This window comes from Streptomyces sp. NPDC058650, from assembly GCF_042717315.1.
Classification (GTDB): Bacteria; Actinomycetota; Actinomycetes; order Streptomycetales; family Streptomycetaceae; genus Streptomyces.
Window position 1 is genome coordinate 658,491 of sequence record NZ_JBHXRL010000001.1, and the last position, 20,470, is coordinate 678,960.

Sequence of the window (20,470 nt, forward strand, 5' to 3'; positions counted from 1 at the left end):
CTCCCCTCATGCCCTCCACCTTCCGCGGTCTCCCGCCCGTCGTCTGGACGATCTTCGCCGGAACGATCGTCAACCGCCTCGGCTACCTCGTCACCCCGTTCCTGGTCTTCTTCCTCGCCTCGCGCGGAGTGACCGGCACCGACACCTCGTACGTCCTCGGCGCGCTCGGCGCGGGCAACCTCATCGGCCCCGCCGTCGGCGGCATCCTCGCCGACCGCATCGGCCGCCGGCCGACGATGCTGATCGGCCTGATCGGCGCGGCGGCGGCGCAGGGCGCGCTGTTCCTGGCGCCCGGGGTGTGGACGATGGCGGCGGCGTCGCTGCTGATCAGCACGGCGGGCAGCACGGTGTCGCCGGCGGCGTACGCGCTGCTGGCCGACGCGGTCGACAGCGAACGCCGCCAGCGCGCGTACGCCCTGTTCGGCTGGGGCGTGAACATCGGCACCGCCGTCGCGGGCGTCCTGGGCGGCTTCCTCGCCGCCCACGGCTACTGGCTGCTGTTCGCGGTGGACGCGGGTTCGATGCTGCTGTACGCGGTGGTCGTGGCGACGCGCCTGAAGGACCCGGCACGCACGAAGGCCCCAGAGACGGAAGGCGAGCCGAAGGACGGGATCGGCTACGGCGTGATCCTCCGCGACCGCCTGGCCCTGCTCCTCCTCCCGCTCTTCGGCATCCAGCTCTTCGTGTACTCGCTGACCGAGGTCGCCCTGCCGCTCGCGATCCGCGACAGCGGCCTCTCCCCGGCGGTGTACGGGTCGATGGCGGCGGTCAACGCGGTCCTCGTGGTGGCCCTCCAGCCCTTCGCGACCGCCCGGCTGGCCAAGCTGCCGCAGCTCGTGGTGCAGAGCGCGGGCAGTTTGCTGATCGCCGTGGGCGTCGCGCTCACCGGCCTGGCCGACGGGATCGTCGGCTACACGGTGTCGGTCGTGGTCTGGTCCCTCGGCGAGGTCGTGGTCGCCGGCATCGCCGCCGGAGTCGTCGCCAACCTCGCCCCGGCGCACGCCCGGGGCCGCTACCAGGGCGCCTTCAGCTGGACCTGGGGCGTGGCCCGCTTCGCGGCCCTCACCGTGGGCGTCGCCGCCTACACGACCCTGGGCCCGGGCGCCCTGTGGTGGACGGCCCTGGTGGCGGGCTCGGCGGCCGCGGTGGCCACGCTGACCCTGGCCCCGCGGGTCCACCGCCGCACGGCCCACGACCTGGCGGCCTGAGCCCTACTTGCCCTCGGCCAAGGTGTGGGCGACGAGGGCATTGGCATGCCCGTGCCCGAGCCCGTGCTCGGCCTTGAGCCAGGAGACGAGCTCCATGTGCTTGGTGAGCGGCGAGGTACGGATGATCTCCTGCCACTCGGAGACCGGCCGCCCGTACTTCTTCTCGATGGAGGGGAAGTAGCTGGCGGGACCCTTGGGGGTGCTGTTCTCGGCCACGGCGATCTCCTGGGTGAGGCGGGCAACTGAAGGTACGACCCCCACGTCACCCGGAACTCATCGCCGACGTCAAGATCAATCCCGCCGAATGTGCTCGGGATCGATGTGCCGCCGGACCATGGGTACGGAGGCGAGGGCGGCGGCGCACAGCACGCCCAGGGCACAGGCGAAGAGCAGCGGCAGCCCTTCCCAGTCCCAGTGGACCGCGCCGCCCCCGGTGATCAGATAGCTGGACTCGGCGAGCCACCCGGTGACGATCGCCGCCCCCAACCCCACGACCAGCGGCAACCCGACCTGCAAGACCTGCACCACCCGCAAGGTCCCGGCCCGAGCCCCCAACAACGCGAGCGCGGTCACCTGAGCCCGCCGCTCCATCGCCCGATCGGCAACGGACACGACGAACGCGGCAACCCCGATGACCAGCCCCAACACCATCCCGACGCCCAGCAGACTCCGAATCACAGCGAGCTGCGCCAGCGAATCGATCACGATCCCGACGGGATCGACGGACGCGGTGGGCGCGATGGCCCCGACACCGTCGAGCACGGAACGGATGGTGGCGGGGTCGGAGTCGCTGACGAGGGTGAGGGTGCCGTCGGCGTCGGCCAGATTGGGGGGCAGGAGGGAGGGCGGTACGAGGAGCACGCCCGAATCGAAGACGGAGATGTCCCAAGGGTGCACGTCGACCCGCTTGGGGGGCACAGTGAGCATCGCCTTCCGGCCTCCCTTCAAAGCAAAGGGGTAGCGCTCTCCCGGCTTCGGGTCGTATTCGAACGTCGAGCGATCATCACGTAGTTGCATGATCCTGCCGTCCACGCAACCTGTGGAGCGCTCTGTGTACGCGGCGAGCTGTGCGCAGGTGGCGGCCACAAGGTTGGCGTGTGGGACATCGCTCCCATCAAGCGGATCCCAGGAGCTGTACGAGACCAGTGCCGTCCGCACGCCCGGCACTTTCGCTAACGCCTGGCGCTGCGCAGGCCCGAGCTCACTCAAGCTGATGTTGTACTCCTGGACCGGAGCCGTGCGCCGACTGACTTGATCAAGTTCGACGAGCACGCCCTGCGTGAGCGAGGCTCCGAACACGAGCAGGACGAGCCCGGTCGCCACCCGCAAGGAAGACCCGGGATCGACCTCCGTACGCCGCATCGCCAATGCCACAGGCAGTGACTTCGCCACCCCGGCCAGCCGTCGCGCGAGCCACGCAGTAATCGGAGCCAAACCGAAGACGAGACCGGCACCCGTCAACAACACGGCGGCAGGAACGAGCAGGGAACTGGCAGAACCCCCGGAGGGGTCGCGCCCCATGACACTGAGCACGCAGTACCCGCCGATGACGCCGAGCCCTGGGATCAGCAGCAATGTCCCGTAGATCCTCGGTGGTTTGCGCTCCCCGGTCCGACGGACGCTGATCGGCGACAGGGCGGCTCGTCGCGCGCTGAACTGCCCCACGACCCACGCGAGCGCCGGACAACCGAGCAGACACCAGGCAACCGTGGAAACCTCGGGCCGCCCGTCGGCCGCATACCAATGCAGCCCCGGCAACCCGACCCGTGCCATGACCTCGTTCACGCCGAGATATCCGACGACCCCCAGCATGGACCCCACGAACGCGGCGACCACGCTTTCCCCTGCGTTGACCCGCAGCGTGTCCTTCACGCTGAGCCCAATGAGCCGAAGGGCGGCGAGACGGCGGGCGCGAGATTCTCCGGAGAGCCGTGCGCAGACCGAGAGAAAGATGACGAGCGGAAGCAGGACGATGCACCCGAGGGTGAATCGCAGGATGTTGAGGGTCGAGGACTCGATGATTCTTTGTGAGGAGTGCTCGCTGCCGAATCCGTCTAGCGGGATCGCGCCGGACAGCTCAGCAGGTGTTGTGCCGATGTACGCGTACAGATCGTCGGGGCTGCCCAGTCCTTCCGACCCGATTGTGCTGGTGACACGTCCTGGCACGAGGCCAGTCGCCTTGGGGTTGGCCACGAGGATGTCGCGCAGCCGGGGCGACACGACGGCCTCGCCGGCTTCAGGGAGCCTGCCGACGCCTGGGGGGACAGGCGCTGGTCCTGCATTTGTTCGGGCGACGAAGACCCGGCGGAGTGGTTGCGTGCCGTACGGATCCTTGCGCTCAAGGTGAACGAAACTACCGGCTTCACCGATTCTGGTTTCCCGGGCGGCAGTGCGAGCGTCGTGCGCGGCAAGGATCGACGGAATGGTGAGAACGGCGGCAAGACAGGCCACTCCGAGAGAGGAACCGAGCGTCATTAGCAGGAAGCGGACCCGCCCCCTGCGATCAGTTCCCCACAGCAGGTGCATCCCGAGGACGAATGCATTCACACTGCCACCCGCTGATCCAAGACGCCGTCCGACATCGTGTACTGCGTGTCGGCCTTTGCGGCGACTTCGGAATCGTGAGTGACGATGACTACGGCCGTCTTCTGCCTGCGTGCCAAATGGAGGAATTCCTTCAGTACAGCGGCTGCGTTGGCACTGTCGAGGGCTCCGGTCGGCTCGTCCGCGAACACGACATCCGGTCGGTGGACTAGAGCCCGCGCCACTGCCACACGCTGACTCTGCCCACCTGACAGCTTGGAGGTCCTGCGTCGTACCAGGTCGCCCATGCCGAGCCGGCCCAGTACTTGGCCAGCCATTGCATGGGCATGCGTCTTGCTGATCCCCGCGAGCCGGAGGGGAAGGGCAGCGTTCTCCTCGGCGGTCAGCTCCGGCAACAGCTCCCCGTACTGGAAGACGAATCCCAAGCGCGTACGACGCAAGGCGCTCAGTTCTCCGTCAGGGAGAGATGCGAGTTGAACCCCGTCGAAGGACACTGTGCCGTTGGAAGGCGGGAGAACCCCGGCGAGGCAGTACAGCAGGGAAGACTTACCAGATCCGCTACTGCCCGTGATGGCGGCCACTTCGCCGCGCTTGAGCGTGAAGTCGGCACTGCTGACAGCCTGATGAGTGCCGTAGAAGAGATCCACGCCCTCGGCGCGGAGGATGACGTCCATCGTGGTGCGCTCTCCCTGTGGATGGGAGCCGCCGGTCGACGGCTCCCAGGACCGTCGACTGTTAGCGCTCGAACTTTCGAAGCTCTGAGCAGTTGTCCGGCCGCAAGGATCCACGGTCGCGGCATACCTGCACCTCTACGAGGTGCGTGACCAGCAGCGCGCTGTCGAAGAAGACCTTGTTGATGTCAACGGTCTTCTTCTGGACGCCCTTGGTGCGGATCCAGGGGTATCCCTGGACCTTCGAGTAGATGTAGACGTTGTGGCCGTCGTTCCCAATGACGTCCTTCAGCTTTCCCTTCACGCGAAGCCCGCCGTGCTTCTGGAGCTGGGGCTCCCACATGTAGGAACCCTTGAACTCGGCGCCCGTCGTGGTCATCTTCAGCTCGTGCCACGAGTCCGCAACCGCCACCCCCATCCCCCCAAAGAACAGCCCCGCAGCCACCACCGCAGTCGCCAACTTCCTCATGGATAACCCCTGTTTGGTCGAACCGGATCGGTCATCACAGAAAGTATCGGCATCACTACACACCGGTGACCGCAGGAACGTCCCTCCCGCGCATCACCCCTCTAACCGGTGAACGAACCCCTCACGGCACCAGCAGCACCTTCCCCCGCACGCCCCCGACCTCGCTCGACCTGTGGACGTCCGCCACCTGCTCCAGTGGGCGCGTCTCGGTGATGTCCAAGGTCACCGCGCCGCCGTCCACCAGGGCGATCAGTTCCTCCAGTTGCTTCACGTCGTTCCTGGCCACCATGTGCTGGGACGTCACCGACCTGCCCGTGTCCGCCGGGATCGGGGTCGCTATCGAGACGATGTGGCCGCCCGGGCGGACAAGGCGGGGCAGTGTCGCGGCCTCTTCCGGCGGCATCGGGACCAGGTTCAGCAGCAGGTCGACCGGGGACCGGAGGCCCTCCGGCAGTGGGGTCGTCGTGTAGTCGACGACCCGCCGCGCCCCCTGTCGCCGCACCGTCGCCGCGCTGCGCGCGCTCGCCGTGGCCGTGACGTCCGCGCCCGCGTGGGACGCGAGTTGGGTGACGAAGCCGCCGACTCCGCCGCCCGCGCCGTTCACGAGGACCCGCAGCCCCTCCCGCACCCGCCCGTGCTCGAAGACCGCCTGCCACGCCGTGAGGCCGGCCACCGGCAGGGCGGCGGCGTGTGCGAGCGGTACGGATGTCGGCGCGGCCGCCAGCAGCCTCGCCGGCGCCGCCACGTACTCGGCCCCGGCCCCGCCGTCCAGCCGGCCCACGACCCCGTCGCCGATCGCGAAGTCCCGTACGCCCGCCCCCACTTCCGTGACGATCCCCGCCACGTCCCAGCCGAGCGTGAACGGCAGGTCCACCGGCAGGAAGCCGTGCAGCAGGCCCCCGCGCAGGGCCGTCTCGGTCGGGTTGAAGGAGGTCGCCGCGACCCGTACGAGCACCTCGTCCGCGGCCGGGCTGGGGCGAGGGGCGTCCTCGTAGCGGATCGTGGAGGCGTCGCCGTACTGGTGGATTCGAGCGGCCTTCATCAGCGGCTGCGATGTCGTCGATGTTTTCGATGTCTTCGATGTCGTCATGGGGTGAATCTAGGAGCGGGGACCGAGACGATCCATGTGTCTGGACACCTGCTTCATACGCATGCGTCTCGCTAGGCTCCACCCATGGATGTCCTGAGCGATGTGATCGCCGTGATGCGGTCCGGCCGCCCCCGGTCCGCCTCCGTCCGCTGGCACGCTCCCTGGGCGCAGCGTTTCGCCACCGTGCCGGGATCGGCCGGGTTCCAGGTCGTCCTGGAGGGCACCTGCGTGCTGCGGTCGCCCAGCGCCGGCGACCTCGAACTGGCCGTCGGCGACGTCGTGTTCCTGCCGCACGGCACCGGTCATCTCCTCGCCGACTGCCGCGCCTCGGGGGACGCGTACCGCGAGACCTTCGGCGGTGGCACCACCACGGCCGGCGAGGGCTGCGCCCCCACCCCCTCGACCTCCCCCTACGTGTCCGACCGCGTCGACCCCACCGGCCTCGGCGGCCCCGTCACGGCGCTGCTCTGCGGCACGTACCAGCTCGACCCCTCCCGTACGCACCCCTTGCTGCACGGCCTTCCCGACCTGATCCATCTGCCGGCCGCCCGGCCCGGTCGCCCGCCCGAACTGGCCGCGGCCGTGGAGCTGCTCGCCGCCGAACTGCGGCGGCCCGGGCTGGGGACGGACGCGGCCGTGCCCGCCCTCCTGGACACGCTGCTCCTCTACATCCTCCGCATCTGGTTCGCCGAACAGGCCGCCCAGGTCGGGCCCGGGACCTCCGGCTGGGCCGCCGCGCTCGGCGACCCGGCGGTCACGGCCGCGCTGCACGCGATGCACCGGTCACCGGGCGTCGCCTGGACGGTGCAGCGCCTCGCGGCGGAGGCCGGGCTCTCGCGGGCCCCGTTCGCCCGCCGCTTCGCGGCACTCGTCGGGCGTCCGCCCCTCGCGTACCTCACCTGGTGGCGCATGACCCTCGCCGAGCGGCTGCTCCGGACGACGGACGCCTCGCTCCGTACCGTGGCCGAACAGGTCGGGTACGGCACCGAGTTCGCCTTCTCCGCTGCCTTCAAGCGCGTCCACGGCTCGGCGCCCGGCGGCTACCGGCGTGCCGTTCGCCGATCCGGTGGCCAGGAACTGTCCGCGCCGGAACCTGGCCGCACGAGCACCTTCGTCGCCAGACGATGAGGTCCGGTGGGCTGCTCTCGGGTGGGTCGGAAAAAGTCGGCCGGAAGCCCGTCTCCGATGTCGAGCGGCGTCGGCCGGCATCGACCACAGGGCGAGAGCGGGCCGCAGGGGCGGTGCGCGCGTCACCTGAAGGCAGGACCTCATGGGCCGGATCATCCACTTCGTGCACCAGTCCCTCGACGGCTTCATCGCCGGGCCGAAGGGCGAGTTCGACTGGCCGGCCATGGGCGCCGAGCTCTCCGCCTACACCGGCGAGCTGACCGGTGGTGACACCGTCTTCCTCTACGGCCGCAAGGTCTGGGACCTGATGTCCGGCTTCTGGCCGAACGCCGAGCAGTACTCGCAGGACCCGCACGACCTGGCCTTCGCGCCGGTCTGGCGTGAGGCCCCGAAGGTCGTGGTCTCCCGGACCCTCGCCGGCCAGGACCTCGGCTGGAACACCACCGTCGTCTCCGAGAACGTCGCCGAGGAGCTGACGGCGCTCGCGGAGGCCGGCAAGAACCTGGTGTTGTTCGGCGGCGCCGAGCTGGCCGCCCACCTCGGCGCGCACGGCGCCGTCGACGAGTACCGGGTGGTCGTCCACCCCGTGCTCCTCGGCGGCGGTACCCCGGCCTTCCGCCCCGCGGAGCGCCGTACCCAGCTGGAGCCGGTGGAGACCCGGACGTTCGACGGCCGTTCCGTCCTCCTCCGCCACCGTGTCGTGCGCGAGTCCTAGAGACGTCCTGCCGATCCGCCGGAGCCTGTACGGGGAGGTGGGGGCGGGAGCTTGCTGCGCGGCTGGTCCTGGTGCCCCCTCGGCCGGGACGCCGCGCATGACGAGGACGAGAACGGCTCCCGGAGCGTCGTCCGCGCGCGGCAGCGTGGCCTCGATGCGGCGGGGTTCGGCGAGTGAATGCCGGATTTCGGGCATGCGGGCGAGCCGGAACAAGTAGGGCGAGGGGTCGCCCGGATATCCGGGGTCCCCGTAGGAGTGATCACCGGTGCGCCTGCGTGAAGGGGTGCGGCGCCCTCGCCAGGGTGGCGCGCATGCACCTTCCTTCCCCTTCCTCCCCTTCCTCCCCCTCCTCTTCCCTCATCGTGCGCCGCGCGCTGCTCCCGTTCATGGCCGCGGTAGCACTCCTGGGCACGGCCGGCACCACCGTCGCCACGGCGGCGGAGTCGTGCGGGTCGATCATCACCGCCCCGCTCGCCCGGCCGGTCTCCGCCGACGACGCCTGTCCCAGCACGGACCCCGTCGTGTGCCGGATCCGTGTCCTGCCGATGGACGAGAAGGTCGAGGCCCAGCGGACGCGGATGCGGTACCACGGGCTCCTGGAGGACATGCACCGTACCGAGGCCAACATGCGTGAGGCGGGCTTCACCGACGAGGAGATCGCCAGGGAGCTGGTCGACATGCGGAACCAGGCGAAGGAGATCACTCGCGCGGGCATGAGCCCGGAGGAGGTCCGCATCCTGGAGGAGCGGAACCTCGCCAAGTACGGCAACCCGCTCGGCCCGAACGCTGATCAGCTGTACGCCAAGTACGGCTCCTGGCAGCAGGTCATCGACGCCTCCATGCGGACGAGCCACGCCGTCGACCGTGAGCTCAGCCTCGAGTACCGCCCCTGCCCCGTGTAGCTCCTCCGGGGCGGCGCAGGAAATGCCAGAGGGCCGGACCGCTGGTGCGGTCCGGCCCTCTGGGGGTGCCGTGCCGTGGTCGACACAGCGGTCCTACAGCTTGCTCATCTTGGTGTACGGGCTCAGGATCCGCTCCTGCAGCGAGCCGAAGTCGACAAGTGCTGCGACTCCGTCCTCGATGCCGATCACTCGGCCGAGACCGTACATGTCGTGTGTGACCTGGTCGCCCACGGCGAACTCCTTGGGCGGAGGGGCGACCGGGGCCTTGAAGGGACTGGTCGGCAAGTAGCGCTTCGGTGCTGCTGGCTTTGTCATTGCGACCAGTATGCGCCGTCGAGCCGCCCTGTGCGGCTGTCGTCCGCGTGAGAATGAGACGGAACCCGCGGCGGAGCAACGCCAGAGGGCCGGATCGCTGACGCGATCCGGCCCTCTGAGCTGGCGGAGGATACGAGATTCGAACTCGTGAGGGGTTGCCCCCAACACGCTTTCCAAGCGTGCGCCCTAGGCCTCTAGGCGAATCCTCCGCTCGGAACATTACATGACCGAGGAGGGTGCTCGCGAACTCGATTCGATCACTCGATTCGATCAGGGATCGGCCACGGGTCGACGAGAGGGTGATGAGCGGTCGGGGCGGCGGTCCGGCGGCGGTCCGGCGGAGGTCTGAGGGAGGCCCTCCCGAGGTGAGCAGAGGAGAGGCAGAGGGGGAGGCGGCGGGAGAGGCGGCGGGAGGGGCGGGGAGGTCGTGGAGCGGTCGAGGCGAGGTCATGGGTGGTCAGGGGTGGTCGAGGGGGATTCCAGGGTGGTTTCTAGGGAGGTGCCGAGGGAGGTGCTGAGGGAGGTGCCGAGGGTGGTTCCCCGGGACGGCCCGAGGGAGGTTTCGAGGGGCTCGGGGCGCGTGTGAGGGGGGGTGGGGCGTGGGGCTGCCGGGATCGGGTACGCTGGGCGGAGCCCCTCACGCGGCGCTATCTGACTGAACTCCCCCAGGGCCGGAAGGCAGCAAGGGTAAGTTGGCTCTGGCGGGTGCGTGGGGGGCGCTTGCGTTCCCGGGCGCGGTGGATTCCGCCGGGTGCCGGAGGTGGTGGCGGCAGGGTCCCGCCCGGTGGTTTTTCCCGGGTTGTCGGTGGACGCCTATAACCTCGTATACGTGTCGTCTCTCGCGCTGTACCGCCGCTATCGCCCCGAGTCCTTCGCCGAGGTCATCGGGCAGGAGCATGTCACCGACCCGTTGCAGCAGGCCCTGCGGAACAACCGGGTCAATCACGCGTACCTGTTCAGCGGGCCCCGCGGCTGCGGAAAGACGACCAGTGCGCGGATTCTGGCCCGGTGCCTGAACTGCGAGCAGGGTCCGACACCGACGCCCTGCGGCGTGTGCCAGTCCTGCCGCGACCTCGCGCGGAACGGACCGGGGTCGATCGACGTCATCGAGATCGACGCCGCGTCCCACGGTGGTGTGGACGACGCCCGTGACCTGCGGGAGAAGGCCTTCTTCGGGCCCGCGTCCAGCCGGTACAAGATCTACATCATCGACGAGGCGCACATGGTCACCTCGGCGGGCTTCAACGCCCTCCTGAAGGTGGTCGAGGAGCCGCCGGAGCACCTCAAGTTCATCTTCGCCACGACCGAGCCCGAGAAGGTCATCGGGACCATCCGGTCGCGGACCCACCACTACCCCTTCCGGCTCGTGCCGCCCGGCACCCTGCGGGAGTACCTGGGCCAGGTCTGCGGGCAGGAGGGCGCTTCCGTCGAGGACGGCGTGCTGCCGCTCGTCGTGCGCGCCGGCGCCGGCTCCGTGCGTGACTCGATGTCCGTCATGGACCAGCTGCTCGCCAGTGCCGCCGACGACGGTGTGACGTACGCCATGGCGACCTCTCTCCTCGGCTACACGGACGGGTCCCTGCTCGATTCGGTGGTGGACGCCTTCGCGGCCGGCGACGGCGCCGCCGCGTTCGAGGTCGTCGACCGGGTCATCGAGGGCGGCAACGACCCCCGGCGGTTCGTCGCCGACCTCCTGGAGCGGCTGCGCGACCTGGTGATCCTGGCCGCCGTGCCGGACGCCGCCGAGAAGGGGCTCATCGACGCCCCGGTCGACGTCATCGAGCGCATGCAGGCCCAGGCCTCCGTCTTCGGCGCCGCCGAGCTCAGCAGGGCCGCCGACCTGGTCAACACCGGCCTGACCGAGATGCGCGGCGCCACCTCGCCCCGGCTCCAGCTGGAACTGATCTGCGCGCGCGTGCTGCTGCCCGCCGCCTTCGACGACGAGCGTTCCATCCAGGCGCGGCTCGACCGGCTGGAGCGCGGGGCCGCGTCCGGCGCCGGAGTCGGGGCCGGGGCCGTCTACACGCCAGCGCCGCCCACGCCCGCCATGGGGTACGTGCCCGGGCCCGACGCCCACACCCCGATGGCCCCGCCCCCGCTCGCACCCGCCCCGGCGCCCGCGCAGCGCATGCAGCCCGTGCAGCCCGCACAGGTCGCCCCCGCGCCTGAACCCGTCCCCGCCGCTCCCGCCGCCCCCGTGCAGGCCCAGCCCCCCGCGTCCAAGCCCGGCGCCTGGCCCGGGGCCGCGGCCCCCGGCAGCGGTGCGCCCGGCGCATGGCCCGGTGCGGCAGCCCCGGCAGCCCCGACAGCTCAGGCACCGGCACCGGCAGCCCCCGCCCCCGTACAGGCGCAGCCCGCGCCGCAGGCCCCGGCTCCCGCGGGCGGCGGCGGTGGCGGAGACACGGCGCAGGTGCGGAACCTCTGGCCGCAGATCCTCGAAGCCGTCAAGAACAAGCGCCGCTTCACCTGGATCCTGCTCAGCCAGAACGCGCAGGTGGCCGGCTTCGACGGCACCACCCTCCAGCTCGGCTTCCTCAACGCCGGCGCCCGCGACAACTTCGCGAGCAGCGGCAGCGAGGAGGTCCTGAAGCAGGCCCTCTCCGAGCAGTTCAACGTGCAGTGGAGGGTCGAGGCGATCATCGACCCCTCGGGCGGTGCCAATCCGCCGCCCGCCGCGGCCAACTTCGGCGGCGGCCGGCCGCAGGCCCCCGCGCCCGCCTTCCAGCAGGCCCCGCAGCCCGCACCCGTACAGGACCGGCCCGCCCCGGGTCCCGCCTTCCCGCAGGCGTCCGCCCCCGGTTTCGCCCCCGCTCCCGCGCACGCCCCCGAGCCCGCGTACGCGCCGCCCGCGCCGCAGCCCGTGGCGCCCGAGGACGACGTGCCGGAGGAGGACGATCCCGACCTCGTCGACTCCGCCCTCTCCGGCCACGACCTGATCGTGCGCGAGCTCGGAGCCACCGTTGTGGAGGAATACACGAACGACTAGGGCTGTCTCGCTCGGTGGCCCGCACAAGGGGCATCCCGGCCGGCGGGCTACTCTGGCTGGCGTGAAGGTCCTCGTCATCGGCGGCGGCGCCCGCGAACACGCCCTGTGCCGCTCTCTCTCCCTCGATCCCGACGTCACCGCTCTGCACTGCGCGCCCGGCAACGCCGGAATCGCGGAGGTCGCCGAGCTGCACCCCGTCGACCAGCTGGACGGCGAAGCCGTCGCGCGCCTCGCCACCGAGCTCGGCGCCGAACTGGTCGTCGTCGGCCCGGAGGCCCCGCTGGTCGCCGGTGTCGCCGACGCCGTCCGCGCGGCCGGCATCCCGGCCTTCGGCCCGTCCCAGGAGGCGGCGCGGCTGGAGGGCTCCAAGGCCTTCGCCAAGGACGTCATGGCCGGCGCCGGCGTGCCCACCGCCCGCAGCTACGTCTGCACCACCCCCGAGGAGATCGACGAGGCGCTCGACGCCTTCGGCGCTCCGTACGTCGTCAAGGACGACGGCCTCGCCGCCGGCAAGGGCGTCGTGGTCACCGAGGACGTCGAGAAGGCCCGGGCGCACGCCCTCGCCTGCGACCGCGTCGTCATCGAGGAGTACCTCGACGGCCCCGAGGTCTCCCTCTTCGCGATCACCGACGGTGTCACCGTCCTCCCGCTCCGGCCCGCGCAGGACTTCAAGCGCGCGCTCGACGGCGACGAGGGCCCGAACACCGGCGGCATGGGCGCCTACTCGCCGCTGCCCTGGGCCGACCCCAAGCTCGTCGACGAGGTCATGGGCAGCGTCCTCCAGCCCACGGTCGACGAACTGCGCCGCCGCGGCACGCCGTTCTCCGGCCTGCTGTACGCGGGTCTGGCGATCACCGGCCGCGGTGTCCGGGTCATCGAGTTCAACGCGCGCTTCGGCGACCCCGAGACCCAGGTCGTCCTGGCCCGGCTGAAGACCCCGCTCGCGGGCGTCCTGCTGCACTCCGCCAACGGCACCCTGGAGGAGCAGGCGCCGCTGAGCTGGAGCGACGACGCCGCGGTCACCGTGGTCGTCGCCTCCCACAACTACCCGGAGACCCCGCGCACCGGCGACCCCATCGAGGGTCTGGACGCGATCGCGGAGCAGGACGCCCCCCACGCGTACGTCCTCCACGCGGGGACGAAGCGGGACGGTGACGCGATCGTCAGCGCGGGCGGCCGGGTCCTCTCGGTCACCGCCACCGGAACGGACCTGGCGCAGGCCCGCGAGCGCGCGTACGCGGCGGTCGGCCGTATCCGGCTCGACGGCTCGCAGCACCGTACGGACATCGCGCGGAAGGCCGCCGAGGCCTGATTCCCCCGCGGCGACACGCCGTTCTTTCGTGCGGCCGTGCGGTGAACCGTACGGCCGCACGAGCGCCATCACCTTTGCCCAAAGCCATTCCATCGAGTGACGGCTCGGCCATCCGGATGACGCCCGCCACCACCCCAACTAGGGTGCGGCGGAGGCGTTCCGGCACTTGGCCCACCGGCATTGCGATGTCAGGGGCGGGTGCCACAGTGGGGGAGTGAGCAACACCGCCACAGGCACAGGCAGTCCCGATAGGGGCAGTCCCGACATGGGCAGGAGGGGGTGATGGACGGCGTGTCCGGTACCGGTGCCGTTGTCGGCGAGGAGTGGGGTGCGCGCGCCGCGCGCTCCCGGGCCCTCGCCGTCCTCCGTGTCCGAGGCAGGGCGCTCGGCGTCGCCGTGCTCCCCGCCGCGGTGGCCGTCGTCCTGTACGCGGGCGGCGTCACCGGCCACTTCACCGGGACCGGCTGGGACACCGCCCGCTGGGTGGTGACCGTCCTCGCGGTCCTCGTCGCCCTCGCCGCCACGGCCGTCGCCCTCGTCGTCGCCCGCGCCCGGCCGGCCGCCACGCCCACCGTGGAGCTCTCCGAGGCCGGGGCCCCCGATCTGTACCGGCTCGTGCGGGACCTGGCCGACCGGCTCGACGTCCCCGCCCCCTCCGCGATAGCCCTGACGCCGGACTGCGACAGCTGGCTGGAGGACCGCACCCACCGGGCCCACCGCAAGCACGGAGGCCCTCACGGAGGCGGGACGTCCGACGCCGGAGCGGCACCCGTCCTCGTCATAGGCTCGCCCTTCCTCTGGTGGATGCGGGTCGCCGAGCTCCGTGCGGTCCTCGCCCCGGTCGTCGCCGGTACGGGACCGGCCGCCCACCCCGACATAGCCGCCGCCCGCCGCTTCGTCCGCGGCCTCGACGCCGCCGTCGCCGTCCCCGAGAACGCCGGGCTCGACCCCCTCCGCCGACTCGGCGCCCACGGCGTCGGGCAGGTCGCCCGCGTCCTGCTGCGCGCCTGCCGAGGGCACGTCGCCGAGATGGAGCGCGGTGTCGCCGCCGCCGGTTCGGAGCGCGCGCAGAACGTGGACTACGGCGTACGGATCGTCGCCCAGGAGCAGGTCGGCCTGGCCTACGCGGGCTGGGACCGGCTCCTGACCCGGGTCGCGCTGCCCGCCTGGCGCATGGGCCGCTGGCCCGCCAAGCTCGACGCGGGCGTGGTCTCCGCCCTGACCGAGCTCTCCCGCCGCGACCGGCTCGCGGACGGTTTCTCCTCCCGGCTCGGCGAGCGGCCGGCCTGCGACCTCCTGGAGGAGCCGGGCACGGTCGACGAGGCGGCCTCGCTGCTCGCCGCCCGCCTCTTCCACGGCGGCCCGGCCGAGCCCGGCCCCGACTGGTCGCCGGTGGAGTGGAGCCAGTACCCGGAAGAGGTCGTCGACCGGAAGTGGCGTACGGACGCGGCCCGGCTGCACGAGGTCCTCGACCGGCTGGGCGTCGCCGCCGCGGCCGCCGGGTCCCCGTCCGCCTCCGACGGCCCGACGCTGACCCGCGTGATGGCCCATCTGTCCGCCCCGCAGCCCCCCACGCCGCCGCTCGCGAACCCCGGGCCCGACCACGCCCCCGAGCCCGGGCACACCCTCGAAGCCGGACACGCCCTCGAGACGGGGCACGCCCTCGAGACGGGGCACGACGCCGAGCCTGGGCACGCCCTCGAAGCCGGGCACGCCCCCGAGACGGGGCACGCCCCCGGGATCAGCGGCGCCCCCGAGCCCAGGCACGCCCGCGAGACCAGCGACGCCCCCGAGCCCAGCGACGCCCCCGAGACCAGGCACGCCCCCGAGACCGGCCACGCCCCCGAGACCGAGCACGACCTCCAAGCACTCCACGACCTCGACGACGAGCCGCACGCCAACCCCGCCGCCGACGCCCTCGCCGCCGCGCTCAGCGCGCTCCTCGCGCGGGAGGAGGCCGCCCGGGAGGCCCGCGCGGCCGCCGGCGCCGCCGAGGCGGCGAAGGCGGCGGCGACGGCCCCGAGCGCCAAGACCCCGCACGCGGTCGTCAGCGGCCCGGACGGGCCCCTGCCGCTCTTCCCGCTCCAGCCGCCCCGTTCCGGCCGCGACCTGCTCGCCGACCACGTGACCGCGATGGTCTGCTGCGCGGCCGTCGACACCGCGGAGGCCGTCCCCGGCCTCGACTGGCTCGACGGCCCCGCCCTCCTCGTCGGGGGCGAGCGCGCGGCGGACCTCGGCCCCCGGGTCCTCGCCCTCGTCGAGGACGGCGACCCGGAGCCCCTGCGCGCCTGGCTCGCCCGCACGGGAGTCCGCCCGGAGAAGCCCGTGCGCCTGGTCTGAACGCGCCCCGGAAGCGCCCCTGGAGCGCCGGGAAGCGCCCCCGGGACGCGCCCCCGGGACGCGCCCCCGGACGCGCCCCCAGAACCACCCCGGACACCGCTCCCGGAGCCGCATCGGAACCACTCGACCCGGAGCCCCGGCTTCCACTCTCGTCAATTCACGACGAACGGTGACGGAGTGCGTGCGTTATGTGATGTGCTGGAGACCGTCACTGACAAAGGCAAGAACCAGAGGCACTGACCAGCCGACCGGGGGAGTCGAGGGAGGGGCGCAGCATGGGGGCCGAGCAGATCAGACGGTGGGAGTCCGGCGCGCTGGCGCACGCCGTGAGCGATCCCTTCGGACAGGGCCCGCTGCCCTGGCTCCGCGGTTCGGAGAACTACTTCGACGACACGGGCCAGATGGTCCCCTGGTACGCGGACGAGATCCTGGCCCGCGGCGGCAGCGGCGGCCCGCGCACGGCCGACGACGTCCGGCGGCAGATCAAGGGCTTCGCCTCGACCGGGGCCGTCGCGCCGGGCGAGTCGATCGACTTCCACATCACCGTGGACCCGCCGCAGCAGTTCCTGGTCGACGTCTACCGGATCGGCCACTACGGCGGCGACGGCGCCGCGAAGATCACCACGAGCCCGCGGCTCTCGGGGATCGTCCAGCCCGCCCCGCTCACCGCCGACCGCACGGTCTCCTGTCACCACTGGTGGCAGTCCTGGCGGCTCCAGGTCCCGACGTACTGGACGATCGGCGCGTACGTCGCCGTCCTCACCACCGCCGACGGCTACCGCTCCCACATCCCCTTCACGGTCCGGGACAGCCACCCGGCGGACCTGCTCCTCGTCCTCCCGGACGTGACCTGGCAGGCGTACAACCTCTATCCGGAGGACGGCCGCACCGGCGCCAGCCTCTACCACGCCTGGGACGAGGAGGGCCGGCTGCTCGGCGAGGAGGACGCGGCCGTCACCGTCTCCTTCGACCGCCCCTACGCGGGCGCGGGCCTGCCCCTCCACGTCGGCCACGCCTACGACTTCATCCGCTGGGCCGAGCGGTACGGCTACGACCTCGCCTACGCGGAGACCCGCGACCTGCACGCGGGCCGGGTCGACCCCAGCCGCTACCGGGGCCTGGTCTTCCCCGGCCACGACGAGTACTGGTCGGCGCCGATGCGCCGCACCGCCGAACTCGCCCGCGACCAGGGCACGTCCCTCGTCTTCCTCTCCGCCAACACCATGTACTGGCAGGTGGAGTTGGGCCCGTCGCCGTCGGGGGTGCCGGACCGCCTCCTCACCTGCCGCAAGCGGCGCGGCCCGGGCCGCCCCGCCCTCTGGCGCGAGGTCGACCGGCCCGAGCAGCGGCTCCTCGGCATCCAGTACGCGGGCCGGGTGCCCGAACCGCACCCGATGGTCGTACGGAACGCCGAGCACTGGCTCTGGGAGGCCACCGGCGCCGGCGACGGCGACGAGCTCCCCGGCCTGGTCGCGGGCGAGGCCGACCGCTACTTCCCGCGCACCGCGCTCCCCGAGCACCAGGGCCGCATCCTGCTGGCCCACTCGCCCTACCGGGACGGCGACGGAGCGGTCCGCCACCAGGAGACCTCGCTCTACAAGGCGCCGTCCGGTGCCTGGGTCTTCGCCTCCGGCACCTTCGCCTGGTCTCCGGCGCTCGACCGGCCGGGCCATGTCGACGCCCGGGTCCAGCGCGCCACCGCGAACCTCCTCGACCGGATCTGCAAGAGGGACTGAGCGGGGAGTCACAGGGCCTGGCGGCCGGGTCCCTCCGGATGTGCGAGAGAATCGGACACGCTCCTGGATCAACCTACGCGGAGGAACCGTGTCCGGATTCGTAGAAAAGCCCGAACCTGTCCAGGTCCCGGGCCTCACCCATCTCCACACGGGCAAGGTCCGCGACCTGTACCGGAACGAGGCAGGGGACCTCGTCATGGTGGCGAGCGACCGTCTGTCCGCGTACGACTGGGTCCTGCCGACCGAGATCCCCGACAAGGGCCGGGTCCTCACCCAGCTCTCCCTGTGGTGGTTCGACCGGCTCTCCGACCTGGTCCCGCACCACGTCCTCTCCACCGAGCTCCCGGCCGGCGCCCCCGCCGACTGGGCCGGCCGCACCACGGTCTGCAAGTCGCTGAACATGGTCCCGGTCGAGTGCGTCGCCCGCGGCTACCTCACGGGCTCCGGCCTCGTCGAGTACGACGCGGACCGCACGGTCTGCGGCCTCGCGCTCCCCGAGGGCCTCAGCGACGGCTCCGAGCTGCCCGCCCCGATCTTCACCCCGGCCACCAAGGCCGCTGTCGGCGACCACGACGAGAACGTCTCGTACGAGGAGGTCGCCCGCCAGGTCGGCCCCGAGACGGCCGCGCTGCTGCGCCAGACGACCCTCGCCGTGTACTCCCGGGCCCGGGACATCGCCCGCGAGCGCGGGATCATCCTGGCCGACACCAAGTTCGAGTTCGGCTTCGAGAGCACCCCGGACGGCGACCGTCTCGTCATCGCCGACGAGGTCCTCACCCCGGACTCCTCGCGCTTCTGGCCGGCCGCCCAGTGGCAGCCGGGCCGCGCCCAGCCCTCGTACGACAAGCAGTTCGTGCGGAACTGGCTGACGTCCCCGGCCTCGGGCTGGGACCGCAAGAGCGAGACGCCGCCGCCGCCGCTCCCGCAGGAGATCGTCGACGCGACGCGCGCCAAGTACCTGGAGGCGTACGAGCTGCTGACCGGCAAGGCCTGGTCCGACGGCTTCTAGAGGTCCCGAGGCACGAGAAAGCCCCCCGGTCGGATCGACCGGGGGGCTTCTTCATGGAGCGGACGACGAGATTCGAACTCGCGACCCTCACCTTGGCAAGGTGATGCTCTACCAACTGAGCCACGTCCGCATGCGCCGTAGCGCGGAGCCAACTATACCCATCCTTTCGCCTGCGCGAGACGCACCGCCGTGTGACGGTTCTCGGCGCCGAGCTTGGCGGCGGCCGAGGAGAGGTAGTTCCGGACGGTTCCGGGGGAGAGCGAGGCGCGCCGGGCGATCTCCGCGACGGGCGCCCCGTCGGCGGAGAGTTCGAGGACCTCGGCCTCCCGGGCGGTCAGCGGCGAGTCCCCCGCGGCGATCGCGTCGGACGCCAACTCCGGGTCCACGTAACGGTTTCCGGCGTGCACGGTACGGATGATCTCGGCGAGCCGCTGGGCGCTGACGGTCTTCGGGACGAAGCCCCGGACGCCGGCGGAGAGGGCCCGCTTGAGGTGCCCCGGACGGCCGTGACCGGTCACGATCATGGTGCGGCAGCCGGGCAGTTCGTCCCGCAGGACCGTGGCGACCGTCACACCGTCCGCGCCCGGCATCTGCAGATCGAGCACGGCGACGTCGGGTTGGTGGGCGCGGGCCATGGCGAGCGCCTCGGGCCCGGTCGCGGCCTCGGCGACGACGACGAGGTCGTCCTCCAGGCCGAGCAGCGCGGCGAGAGCGCCGCGGATCAGATGCTCGTCGTCGGCGAGCAGGAGACGTACGGGCGGGGTCACCCGGTCACCTCCGTACGGGGCACGGGCACCCGGGCCGTCACCCGGAACGTACCGCCGTCGCCGGGCCCGGCCTCCAGGGTCCCGCCGACGGCCGCGAGCCGCTCGCGAAGCCCGGCGAGCCCCGAACCGGGCGGGCCGCCGGGTCCGGAAGGGCTTCCCGCCCCGTCGTTCTCCACCGTCAGCAGCACCGCACCCTCCTTCTCGCGGACGGCGATCGCGCAGCGCCGCGCGTCCCCGTGCCTCAGTACGTTCGTCGTGGCCTCCCGGACCACCCATCCGAGCGCCGACTGCACCTCGCCGGGCAGCACGAGCCGGGAGGAGCGGCCGGAGGAACCGCCGGAGGAGGCGAAGGGGGAGGCGAAGGGGGAGTCGACGGCGCAGTCGATCCCGGCCGCGTCGAGGACGCCCCGCGCGCCCTCCAGCTCCACCCGCAGGTCCGCCTCGCGGTAGCCGCGTACGACGTCCCGCACTTCCCGCTGGGACTCCCGGGCGATGCGCTGCACCTCGATCATCTGGTCGACGGCCTCAGGCCGTTCCCGCCGGGCGAGCTGCACGGCGAGCTCGCTCTTGAGGGCGATCACCGAGAGGTTCCGGCCGAGGATGTCGTGCAGGTCCCGCCCGAACCGCAGCCGCTCCTCGGCGACGGCGAGCCGGGCCTGCACGTCCCGGGAGCGCTCCAGCTCCCAGACGATCTTCATCAGCCAGGCGGAGAAGCCGCAGGCGGCGGCGAGCCCGCCACCGCTCAGGGTGATCCCGATCGCGTAGCCGAGGCCTTCGCCCGGGTGGATGCCCATCGCCACGACCGCGGTGCCGGTCGCGAGCCCGGCGGCCGGGACGACGTACAGCATGCGCCGGGGCCGGCGCACGCAGAGCACGAGGCCGCTCATGGTGAAGGTGACCAGGCCGGTGACGACGGCGGCGACGATCGAGGGGTCGTCCAGCACGCCGGTGGCCCGCAGCGCGATCACCGCCAGAGAACCGACGGCGGTCAGGAGGGTCAACGCGGTCGCGAGCCTCACCGGCCGGTCACGCCGGTCCAGGGCCCAGTCCAGGGCGCGTGAGGAGAGCACGGCGTTCAGCACGGCGTGCGCGCAGACCAGCAGCGTCAGCATGAGCCCGAGGGGGGTGACGAGCGGGTTGTACCGGGCGTTCGAGACCGGTACCAGACCGATGGCGGCGATCTCGATCACCATGAAGAAGTGGAAGCTCCACCGTGTGTACAGCTCGACCTTGGCCGCACTGCCGCGCCGGGTCCACCACCCCGTCAGCCTGGACACG

General features: G+C 72.0%; 17 protein-coding genes, 2 tRNA genes and 1 other RNA gene. 10 read left to right on the top strand and 10 right to left on the bottom strand.

Annotated features, from left to right (window positions below; translation table 11 throughout):
• The first annotated feature begins 8 nt into the window (after positions 1 to 8).
• Positions 9 to 1,208: an MFS transporter gene (locus ACFWWU_RS03230; protein ID WP_384138199.1), complete on the top strand. Its 1,200-nt coding sequence runs from the start codon at positions 9 to 11 to the stop codon at positions 1,206 to 1,208.
• A 3-nt stretch (positions 1,209 to 1,211) separates the two neighbouring features.
• Here the strand turns inward: ACFWWU_RS03230 and ACFWWU_RS03235 are convergent, their stop codons facing one another.
• The 5 genes from ACFWWU_RS03235 to ACFWWU_RS03255 all read right to left on the bottom strand — a co-directional run bounded on the left by ACFWWU_RS03235 (position 1,212) and on the right by ACFWWU_RS03255 (position 5,982).
• Entirely contained in the window at positions 1,212 to 1,424 is a 213-nt protein-coding gene (locus tag ACFWWU_RS03235; protein ID WP_384138201.1) for a DUF4287 domain-containing protein, read from the bottom strand.
• A 75-nt stretch (positions 1,425 to 1,499) separates the two neighbouring features.
• Positions 1,500 to 3,755, bottom strand: coding sequence for an FtsX-like permease family protein (locus ACFWWU_RS03240; protein ID WP_384138202.1), 2,256 nt, complete (start codon positions 3,753 to 3,755; stop codon positions 1,500 to 1,502).
• Positions 3,752 to 4,426, bottom strand: a complete 675-nt coding sequence (locus tag ACFWWU_RS03245) for an ABC transporter ATP-binding protein (protein WP_384138204.1) — start codon at positions 4,424 to 4,426, stop codon at positions 3,752 to 3,754. Before ACFWWU_RS03245 ends, ACFWWU_RS03240 begins: the two co-directional genes overlap by 4 nt.
• 61 nt (positions 4,427 to 4,487) lie before the next feature.
• Positions 4,488 to 4,892, bottom strand: a complete 405-nt coding sequence (locus ACFWWU_RS03250) for a hypothetical protein (protein ID WP_384138206.1) — start codon at positions 4,890 to 4,892, stop codon at positions 4,488 to 4,490.
• A 121-nt stretch (positions 4,893 to 5,013) separates the two neighbouring features.
• Positions 5,014 to 5,982 (bottom strand): NADP-dependent oxidoreductase, encoded by a 969-nt coding sequence (locus ACFWWU_RS03255; RefSeq protein ID WP_384138208.1) that lies wholly within the window; start codon positions 5,980 to 5,982, stop codon positions 5,014 to 5,016.
• An 84-nt stretch (positions 5,983 to 6,066) separates the two neighbouring features.
• On the opposite strand from ACFWWU_RS03255, the gene ACFWWU_RS03260 reads away from it, so the two are divergent.
• The 3 genes from ACFWWU_RS03260 to ACFWWU_RS03270 all read left to right on the top strand — a co-directional run bounded on the left by ACFWWU_RS03260 (position 6,067) and on the right by ACFWWU_RS03270 (position 8,727).
• Complete coding sequence (locus tag ACFWWU_RS03260) at positions 6,067 to 7,110, top strand: AraC family transcriptional regulator (protein ID WP_384138210.1); 1,044 nt, start codon at positions 6,067 to 6,069, stop codon at positions 7,108 to 7,110.
• Between the two features lie 142 nt (positions 7,111 to 7,252).
• Positions 7,253 to 7,825 carry a dihydrofolate reductase family protein gene (locus ACFWWU_RS03265; protein ID WP_384138212.1) on the top strand — a complete coding sequence of 191 codons (573 nt, stop codon included), beginning with the start codon at positions 7,253 to 7,255 and terminating at the stop codon, positions 7,823 to 7,825.
• A gap of 386 nt (positions 7,826 to 8,211) precedes the next feature.
• A complete protein-coding gene (locus tag ACFWWU_RS03270) occupies positions 8,212 to 8,727 on the top strand; it encodes a hypothetical protein (protein WP_384138214.1) in 516 nt (171 codons plus the stop codon).
• A gap of 93 nt (positions 8,728 to 8,820) precedes the next feature.
• Here ACFWWU_RS03270 and ACFWWU_RS03275 read toward each other — a convergent pair whose 3' ends face one another.
• Complete coding sequence (locus ACFWWU_RS03275) at positions 8,821 to 9,042, bottom strand: hypothetical protein (protein ID WP_384138216.1); 222 nt, start codon at positions 9,040 to 9,042, stop codon at positions 8,821 to 8,823.
• A 121-nt stretch (positions 9,043 to 9,163) separates the two neighbouring features.
• A tRNA-Ser gene (locus tag ACFWWU_RS03280) sits at positions 9,164 to 9,251 on the bottom strand.
• 419 nt (positions 9,252 to 9,670) lie between these two features.
• Here ACFWWU_RS03280 and ffs point away from each other — a divergent pair.
• The 6 genes from ffs to ACFWWU_RS03310 all read left to right on the top strand — a co-directional run bounded on the left by ffs (position 9,671) and on the right by ACFWWU_RS03310 (position 18,425).
• An RNA gene (gene ffs / locus ACFWWU_RS03285) (signal recognition particle sRNA small type) lies at positions 9,671 to 9,769 on the top strand.
• A gap of 102 nt (positions 9,770 to 9,871) precedes the next feature.
• Positions 9,872 to 12,028: a DNA polymerase III subunit gamma and tau gene (locus ACFWWU_RS03290; RefSeq protein ID WP_384138218.1), complete on the top strand. Its 2,157-nt coding sequence runs from the start codon at positions 9,872 to 9,874 to the stop codon at positions 12,026 to 12,028.
• Positions 12,029 to 12,089: 61 nt separating this feature from the next.
• Complete coding sequence (gene purD / locus ACFWWU_RS03295) at positions 12,090 to 13,340, top strand: phosphoribosylamine--glycine ligase (protein ID WP_384138220.1); 1,251 nt, start codon at positions 12,090 to 12,092, stop codon at positions 13,338 to 13,340.
• A 282-nt stretch (positions 13,341 to 13,622) separates the two neighbouring features.
• Entirely contained in the window at positions 13,623 to 15,680 is a 2,058-nt protein-coding gene (locus ACFWWU_RS03300) for a hypothetical protein (RefSeq protein WP_384138222.1), read from the top strand.
• A gap of 275 nt (positions 15,681 to 15,955) precedes the next feature.
• Positions 15,956 to 17,416 (top strand): N,N-dimethylformamidase beta subunit family domain-containing protein, encoded by a 1,461-nt coding sequence (locus tag ACFWWU_RS03305; RefSeq protein WP_384138224.1) that lies wholly within the window; start codon positions 15,956 to 15,958, stop codon positions 17,414 to 17,416.
• An 88-nt stretch (positions 17,417 to 17,504) separates the two neighbouring features.
• A complete protein-coding gene (locus tag ACFWWU_RS03310; protein WP_384138226.1) occupies positions 17,505 to 18,425 on the top strand; it encodes a phosphoribosylaminoimidazolesuccinocarboxamide synthase in 921 nt (306 codons plus the stop codon).
• A gap of 54 nt (positions 18,426 to 18,479) precedes the next feature.
• On the opposite strand, the gene ACFWWU_RS03315 is transcribed toward ACFWWU_RS03310, so the two are convergent.
• From ACFWWU_RS03315 to ACFWWU_RS03325, 3 genes are all read right to left on the bottom strand, one after another.
• A tRNA-Gly gene (locus ACFWWU_RS03315) sits at positions 18,480 to 18,555 on the bottom strand.
• Between the two features lie 22 nt (positions 18,556 to 18,577).
• Complete coding sequence (locus ACFWWU_RS03320; RefSeq protein WP_384138228.1) at positions 18,578 to 19,192, bottom strand: response regulator; 615 nt, start codon at positions 19,190 to 19,192, stop codon at positions 18,578 to 18,580.
• On the bottom strand, positions 19,189 to 20,469 hold the full coding sequence (locus tag ACFWWU_RS03325) for a sensor histidine kinase (protein WP_384138230.1): 1,281 nt from the start codon (positions 20,467 to 20,469) through the stop codon (positions 19,189 to 19,191). The genes ACFWWU_RS03320 and ACFWWU_RS03325 overlap by 4 nt, the downstream gene beginning before the upstream one ends.
• Position 20,470 lies beyond the last annotated feature (1 nt).